Annotated in this window: 8 protein-coding genes; 5 read left to right on the top strand and 3 right to left on the bottom strand. The window is 61.1% G+C overall.

Annotation, left to right across the window (positions count from 1 at the left end; all coding sequences use genetic code 11):
- On the bottom strand, positions 1-562 hold a 562-nt coding region (locus G3N97_RS34140), incomplete at its 3' end, for a hypothetical protein (RefSeq protein ID WP_205997284.1).
- 378 nt (positions 563-940) lie between these two features.
- On the opposite strand from G3N97_RS34140, the gene G3N97_RS34145 reads away from it, so the two are divergent.
- From G3N97_RS34145 to G3N97_RS34160, 4 genes are all read left to right on the top strand, one after another.
- Positions 941-1,168, top strand: a complete 228-nt coding sequence (locus G3N97_RS34145) for a hypothetical protein (protein ID WP_205997285.1) — start codon at positions 941-943, stop codon at positions 1,166-1,168.
- Between the two features lie 141 nt (positions 1,169-1,309).
- Entirely contained in the window at positions 1,310-1,606 is a 297-nt protein-coding gene (locus G3N97_RS34150; RefSeq protein ID WP_205997286.1) for an H-NS histone family protein, read from the top strand.
- A gap of 532 nt (positions 1,607-2,138) precedes the next feature.
- Positions 2,139-3,740, top strand: coding sequence for a peptide chain release factor 3 (locus G3N97_RS34155; protein ID WP_065065676.1), 1,602 nt, complete (start codon positions 2,139-2,141; stop codon positions 3,738-3,740).
- Between the two features lie 510 nt (positions 3,741-4,250).
- Complete coding sequence (locus G3N97_RS34160; RefSeq protein ID WP_205997287.1) at positions 4,251-4,649, top strand: hypothetical protein; 399 nt, start codon at positions 4,251-4,253, stop codon at positions 4,647-4,649.
- A gap of 962 nt (positions 4,650-5,611) precedes the next feature.
- Here the strand turns inward: G3N97_RS34160 and G3N97_RS34165 are convergent.
- Together G3N97_RS34165 and G3N97_RS34170 are read right to left on the bottom strand one after the other, a co-directional pair.
- Complete coding sequence (locus tag G3N97_RS34165; RefSeq protein ID WP_205997288.1) at positions 5,612-5,818, bottom strand: hypothetical protein; 207 nt, start codon at positions 5,816-5,818, stop codon at positions 5,612-5,614.
- A gap of 47 nt (positions 5,819-5,865) precedes the next feature.
- The gene (locus G3N97_RS34170; RefSeq protein ID WP_205997290.1) at positions 5,866-7,056 is read right to left on the bottom strand and encodes a GGDEF domain-containing protein; all 1,191 of its coding nucleotides are present in this window, start codon (positions 7,054-7,056) and stop codon (positions 5,866-5,868) included.
- A 340-nt stretch (positions 7,057-7,396) separates the two neighbouring features.
- Between G3N97_RS34170 and G3N97_RS34175 the strand changes: the two genes are divergently transcribed.
- A partial coding sequence (locus tag G3N97_RS34175; protein WP_205997289.1) for a CoA-binding protein occupies positions 7,397-7,809 on the top strand: 413 nt, incomplete at its 3' end.

Here is a 7,809-nt window from a genome sequence, read left to right on the forward strand (position 1 = left end):
CGGCGTCCGGCACGTGGCGGCGCGCCGTCACGCGCACCGCGCGCATCAGATGCGGCGTGATGCGCTCCAGCAGCGCGCGGGCCTCATCGGACAACGGGCCGCTGTCGGCTTCGCTGCGCAGGGCGAGCATCGCCGTGAGCGCGCCGCCGTCGATCAGCTTGCACAGCGAAACGCAGCGCGGACCCGCCGCGAGCAGGCATGGCTCCAGCACCGGATGCCGCGCGCCGTCCTGTTCGTTCCTTACATTGTCTGCCGCGTCCTGCAGCGGCGATTGCGGGCCGCAGTGCTGCCATTCTCCGGGCGCCGCGCTGCGCAGCCACCCGAGCCGCGGATCGTCGCGATAGAGCGGGCCGATGCGTTCCAGCGGCTCCGTTTCGAGCAGACTGAAACCGTCGGCCCAGGAAAACAATTCGCGCTGCCGCTCGAATGCGCAAAGATGCACCGAAGCGGCTCCCGTCGATTTCCTTAATTCCGCGCAAAAATCCTTCCAGGCGGAAGGGTGCTCGATGGTTTCGTAAATAACGTTCAGCAGCCGGTCGTATTGCAAGTCGTTCGATTTCACGCCGTTCTCATTTTGATACCCGCCGCGGCCCGCCTGTCGTGGAAAATGCGCAATGCATATTTCTTCCACAATTGAGGAATATACAGATTGAATAGCCGCCGTTAATCTTCGGTCCGTAAAGCTGACCGAACGGTCATCATCGTGAGCGCCCTGTCCATGCGATTCCGTGCGGTAGGCAACGGATTGGCGGGCGCGCCGACTTTATTCTTGAGAAGCGATGCGATTTGAATGTTCGCTATCCTGGGCAGATAGCGGCGAGGCAGCACGACATTTAAGGCGGTGAGGAATATTAATCGAAATCGGGCAGTAAATCATCGAATGCGCGGACGCGTTTTGAATCGACGTCTTCCATAAAGACAGTTCATGCCGGGGGCAGTAATGAATCACCACCAACTTGAAAAGGATTTAGAACATCTCGAACATGTGATTGCAAGGCTTTCAGGTCAGGACCGCATTCCACTTTCTTATTGGCGCGGCCGTCTTGATTCGGTGCAGGTGGCGACTCTGGTGCCTTCGCAAATACAGCGCGTGAAGCGCCTTTCCGACGCCCTGTGCGCTCTGGAGCGCCGCGCCAAGGGCTGTTCATCACACGAATCGGTGCGTTAGTCTTTGCCTGTTTTTGGGGCGTTTATGTAATAAATCGCAATGAAACTCGGTGAAGTACGAGAAAAATGCGCGATAACCGGCACTCTTTGGCGCCAGAACGGTCACAATGGCCGTGTCTGACCGAACCGGAGATTATTTTTTATGCCGAGCTACAAGCAATTGACCGCGCAACTCGAAAAACTTCATAAGGAAGTTGCGGCGGCTCGCGAAAAGGAAATCGAGCTGGCCATCGCCGAGATCAAGGAAAAGATCGCCGAGTACGACATTACGGCCGAAGAACTGGGTTTTAGCGCGAAGCGCGCACCCGCGCCGCGCAAGAAGCCGCTGCCGGCCCGTTATCAGAATCCCAAGACCGGTGAAACCTGGAGTGGCCGCGGCCGCGCGCCGGGTTGGCTGTCCGGTCTGAAGAACCGCGATCGTTTCCTGATCAAGGAATGAGCGGGCGCGGGAAGCCGCTATCGTGCTTCCCGTAAAGGCTCACCGTCGATTCATCGCGGGCACGCCGCGCGCATCCTGCGGCGCCATCCCGTCGATCTCACACGCTTTGCGTCGCCTTGCGCGGGCGCGCCGCTGCGTGCTTCGTGAGCGTCGCTCGCGGCTCGCTTGCGCCTCGCCTGCACCGCGCCTGCACCGCGCCTGCACCTCGCGTGCGGCTCGAGTGCGCGGTTCGTGAGCGCTGCAACCGTGTCCACGCATCTCCCGTAAAAGCTCACCTGCGCACGCCCGGCGATGCGCCGCCGCTGCCGGTTGCGAATCCGTGCCGGATTGCGCCGCCGCGTCGTCGCCGCGAGCTGCGTCGAACTTTTAGTCGGGGGCTGTAATGACGTGTATCATTCGTCCCCTGGCGCCTTTCTGCGCGCACGCCGGCCCCGGTTTTTCCGACCGCTCGTGCTATTCGCCGCTCAGGCCGTCCCCGTAACCCCCGCCGTGCGGCCGGTTGCCCGAATTCATCCGTATACCTGCTCCATCCATGTCAGTTGCTGAACTCAGACGCCGCCGCACGTTCGCGGTTATTTCTCACCCGGACGCGGGCAAGACCACGCTCACCGAAAAGCTGCTGCTGTTCTCGGGCGCGATTCAGATCGCCGGTACCGTGAAGGGCAAGAAAAGCGGCCGCTTCGCGACCTCCGACTGGATGGAGATCGAAAAGCAGCGCGGCATTTCGGTCGCCAGCTCGGTCATGCAGTTCGAGTACGGCGACGCCGTCATCAACCTGCTCGACACGCCGGGCCACGAGGACTTTTCGGAAGACACGTACCGCGTGCTGACGGCCGTCGACGCGGCCGTGATGGTGATCGACGGCGCGAACGGCGTGGAAGCGCAGACGCTCAAGCTGCTCGAAGTCTGCCGCAGCCGCAAGACGCCGATTCTCACGTTCATCAACAAGCTCGACCGCGAAGTGCGCGAGCCGCTCGATCTGCTCGACGAAATCGAGCAGCATCTCGGCGTGGCGGCGGTGCCGTTCACCTGGCCGATCGGCATGGGCAAGGAATTCCAGGGCGTCTACGACATCCAGCGCGATCAGGTGCGCGTGTTCCGCGCGGGTCAGGAGTCGCTCGGCGGCGCGGTGGAAACGCTGCAGAACATCAGCGACGCCGATGGCGAAGCGCGCTTCGGCTATCACTGGAAGCGCACCAAGGAAGAGGTCGAGCTGATCACGGGCGCCACGCCCACGTTCGACCGCGACGCGTTCCTGGCCGGCGAGCAGTCGCCGGTGCTGTTCGGCTCGGCGATCAACAACTTCGGCGTGAAGGAAATTCTCGACGCGCTCGTCGATCTCGCGCCGCCGCCGTCGCCGCGCATGGCCGTGCAGCGCGCGGTTTCGCCGGAGGAAGCGAAGTTCACGGGCGTCGTGTTCAAGGTGCAGGCCAACATGGACCTCGCGCACCGCGACCGCGTGGCGTTCATCCGCGTGTGCTCGGGCCATTTCGAGCGCGGCATGCAGCTGAAGGTCACGCGCAACAACAAGACCTTCCGCGCCAACAACGTCGTGAGCTTCCTCTCGCAGCGCCGCGAAACCGTGGCCGAGGCGTACCCTGGCGACATCATCGGTATTCCTAATCATGGCACGCTGAGTCTCGGCGACACGCTGACCGAAGGCGAAGACCTGCAATTCACGGGTCTGCCGTTCTTCGCGCCGGAAATTTTCCAGACCGTCGAAGTCGTCGATCCGATGCGCGCGAAGCAGCTGGGCGAAGCGCTCAAGCAGCTCGGCGAAGAGGGCGCGATCCAGGTGTTCCGCCCGATCCACGGCGGCGCGACGATTCTGGGTGCGGTCGGCCAGCTGCAGTTCGAAGTGGTTTCGCACCGTCTGTCGGCCGAGTACAAGGTGGCCGTGCGCCTGCTGCCCGCGCGCTATCGCCTCTCGCGCTGGGTCACGTGTGACGATCCCGCCGAGCTGCGCCGTTTCACCGATTCGTACGAAGCCCGCATGGCCTACGACGCGTCGAACGCGCCGACCTATCTGGCCTCGCACGTGTCGGAAATCGAAGTCGCGCAGAAGGCGTGGCCGAAGATCGTATTCAACGAGCTGCGCGAGCATTCGGGCGCGCCGTTCCGCAAGTCGATGTAACACGCGGCGCGTGTCGGATTAAAAAATAGTCTTCATGATTAAAAAATAGTTCTCATGTTTAAAAAATAGTTGTCATTTGGGCCCAGATCACGCCAAGCTGCGAGTTCTGGGCTTTTTTGTATAAAAATCAATGGCATACGTTCGGCGTTCGCTCGACGGTTTGCCGCTACTCCACGCTGGCGCCGACCTTTTCCCCGCATCCGCTCTTCGCTGGGTGCACCAACGGCCTCCTGCGAGCTTGCCCGACTCTTGGGTCAAGCGGACGCCACAAACCCGTACAGCGCCTCCTTGTGGATTCAGTGGAGCACTCTAGCGCCCACAGTTACGGATTCTCCCTTCCGCCTGAAAAGTAAGTGTGTACTCACTTCTCTTGTGAGTTGTCCGCCCCTTCCGCGTGTACAGCTAGTCCAAACAGGGTCGAATTCGTCTAGGTAACCTAGAATGGGACCGCCTGCCCGAGTCCGGTCTCTGGCAGTGCCGAACATTCGTAGCGAAAACTAGGAGATGTGTGTGCCCATCACGGCCTATTCAAACGCGGCGCGGCGAGAGCTCGATGTTGAGCAATGGCTCGGGCTCAATTTTTACGACGTGAACGCGGATCCGAATTGGGTCCTGATGTCTGGGGCGCTTCGCGAAAAAGCGGCCGTCGACATTGAGTGTAGTTGCTGTGGTGCCCGTGGCGCGACCCTCGTCCGAGGCGCGCGCTCCAAGGGGACTGGCAAGAGCGTTGCACAACCACACTTCCGCTTTTCGTCTCCCGATGATTCGAACCCGCACAATACCGCTGTGGAAGTTAGAGGTGCGCAGGACGACAACTTGGAGCAGCATTTAGAGCCGCTTCTCAGCTCGAACGACATTGAGAGCTGTATTCGCCGTCAAGCGAAGGAAATCAGGAAAAGCAGTGAGTGAACGCGTCTTCTATAGCTCCGATAAGCGACCCATGATCGAGGCGTTGGTTAGTTATCTAGTATGGCAAATTAATTGATGTGAAAAGTTTCGAAATAATCGAAAAATATAAATTTATAGCTTATAAGGCCAATAAAATCGTGAGTAAACCTCTGCATATCATTGTGATTGAGAGCGATGCTCGATATGTGCCTGTCGCGCTAAGGGGCCATGCAGTTATGCTGCCACGCGGATTGTGGAAAGCTTCGGATGACGAATGGATGTTGTTGGATGACGCTATCAAAGGGAGTGAAGCTACTACACGCGCTCCATCCGCGGTTGCTGCTTAGAGTGCCCGGCGTGACTTAGAACTGAAAGTGTTGATCATTGCCGTGTGCACTATTAGATTTGCGCATTTCTTATTTTGCGCTATAGCAGTTGCGATTTTAATGATTATTGGTATACGAGTATTTGCGGTATGGCTGAAACCCTTGTTGGTAGGGCTTCTCCGGGGTTTTCGAAGAATTTTCTTTAAAAGTTGTTGACTTCGCGAATCTAGTCGTCCATTCTGATTTGCAGAAAAAAGAAGCGGCGAGGATCGGTTAGGGAAAATCGAATCGATTCGCCGTCACGATAAAGGACTTATACGGGGATGGTTGTCGAGGATCGACAACCAGATGATTAGCAGCCAGCGGTCTTCTCGCTCAGCTGCGTTGGTGCATCATTCTGGGGAGCCGCCGCCATGTGCGGGCTTTCACGGATGGTGCGTCGGGTCAACCAAATCGTGCACCAACCTATGGTGCGTGAGGGGCGTACATGTCTATGCATGCTAAGTCGCGGGGCGAGCGAATCGCAGCTTTACGTCGGTCGTGGCAGCCTAATCGCGATGCGGAATCACATTTTCGCTCAGCGAAGGTAGACGGCCTTGTTTGGCCCGAGTTTCCTGAGGGTATAGCGGGTGGCAATCGAGAAACATGAAAACTATGCTATCGACGGATTTCGCGAGGCGCGTCGAAGATTCTCAAAAAATGAAAACTATGGGTCAACCATGCTTTTTTGAGGTCTAATAAAATCAATGACTTAGCGCGCATTTCCATGACGACTATTTTTTCGTCCGACAGCGCGCGGGCCGGGCGATTCGCCAGTCCGCCGCCAGCAAAGAAAAAGGCCGCTTTCGAGCGGCCTTTTTTCATGTGCGTTTTCTTTCCGGATTTCCGGAAGCGCGCTGCGTATCCGGCGTTCACACCCGCGACGAGCGTTCGAGCCCCTGCGCGAGTTCGAGCCGGTTGCCGCCCAGCGATTTGGCGCGATACAGCGCCGAATCGGCGGCGGCGAGCAGGTCGGTGAGCGCGGCCGCTTCGGCGTGCGCCTGCGCGCCGTGCGTGAGCGCGAGACCGATGCTGACGGTGGTGCGGATGCCCGTGCCGTCGGCGGGCTGCGCGGCGCTCTGGGCGAAGCGGGCTGCGATGGTTTCGCCGAGCGCCTGCACCTGGTCGCCATCGCGCCCCGCGATCAGCGCGGCGAACTCCTCGCCGCCGATACGCGCGAGCAGCGTGTCGTCGCCGAGCGCCGCGCGCGCGATGCTCGCGAAGGTCTTGAGCACGTCGTCGCCGGTCTGATGGCCGTAACGGTCGTTGATCGCCTTGAACTGGTCGAGGTCGAACGCCAGCAGCGCGACGCGCTCGCGCGTGCCGGCGCGGCTCAGCACGCGCGCGCCTTCCTCGAAGAACCAGCGGCGGTTGCCGAGCCGGGTCAGATAATCCGTTTGGGATTCCTGCAAAAGCTGCCCGTGCGTTTCGTCGCGCACGAGCCGCAGCAAGGTCATCGGCAGCACGACTGAATACAGCACGCCCTCATACATCGTCACCTTGCTGACGACCGGCAGCAGCGCCTGGCCGTAGCGCGTCGCGAGCCACGGCAGCACGGCGGCCCGAAACGCATACACGAAGGTATGGACGCCCGTGGCGATCACGGCGATGCGATGCGCCTGCGACCACTTGAGCACGTGATTGCGCAGCAGCTCGCGCATTGCCATCGCGGAGGCGAGCGAGATCGGAATGGCCGTGAGATAGAGCCACATGACGGACTCGCCGCGTGCGCCCGCAATGATCCAGGCGATGGCGAGCACCACGAGAATTGCGGCCGACAACGCGCGGTTCTGGCGGCCGTTCATGACGGCGAGGCCGTGCGCGATCAGCAGATAACCGGTAACAATGACCAGATTGCTCAGCGCCGCGCCCCAGGCGCCGGGCAGCGCGCTGCGCCAGATCGCGGCGCCGACGCCGATACCGAGCGTGGCATAGCCGGCGGCGAGGATTTTCAGTTCCTTGCTGCGCCCGGGGTGCGTGCGATGCTCCCAGAGCGTCATGCCGGCGCTGGCGAAAAGTGTTCCGATCGCGAGGAGATAGAGGGTGAATAGATCGACGTGCATCGCGGGCGTAAAGGTGCTACGCCGGTACTTCACGGCGGCGTGGGGCATTTTACGCCGAAATGACTGCCAGACAATGACGTGTCATTTTTCTTCCGGACCACGACACGATGCATGACGGATGCACGCCGGGAGGCATGTCGACGTGCGCGAATCGGGATTCGATGCGCGCCGCGCCGTCTCCAGCGCGCTGCGACGCCGTGACACCACCGCGCGACCGCAAGCGCGACGGGCGAAATGCGCGCAGCGCGAGGCCGATTCGCCTATTCTCATTCGTGTCGATCGGTAGGGATTTCCGGCCGCCCGCGCACGCGGCGCGCGCCGTCGCACAACAGGAGGAGCAGTGACCGTACGCAATCTCGACGCGGTGTTCCAGCCGAAATCGGTGGCCGTGATCGGCGCTTCGCAGCGGGCCGGCAGCATCGGCAACATGGTGTGGCAGCGGCTGATCGAAGGCGGCTTCGACGGCCCGCTGTTCGCGGTGAATCCGCGTCACGCGGGCGAATTCGCGCAGTTCGACGGCCGTCCCGTGGTCGCCGACGCGGGCGATCTGCCCGAAGCGCCCACCGTCGCGCTGATCTGCACGCGGCCGTCCACGTGGCCCGCGCTCGTGCACCGGCTCGGCGGCATGGGCACCCGCGCGGCCATTATTCTGGGCGAGGTGAAGAACGACGAGGACCGCGCCGATCTGCGCCACGCGCTCGCGGCGGCGCGCCCGCATCTGCTGCGCATCGTCGGGCCGGGCAGCCTCGGCGC

The sequence above is a fragment of the Paraburkholderia sp. Ac-20347 genome (genome assembly GCF_017104805.1).
Lineage (GTDB): Bacteria > Pseudomonadota > Gammaproteobacteria > Burkholderiales > Burkholderiaceae > Paraburkholderia > Paraburkholderia tropica.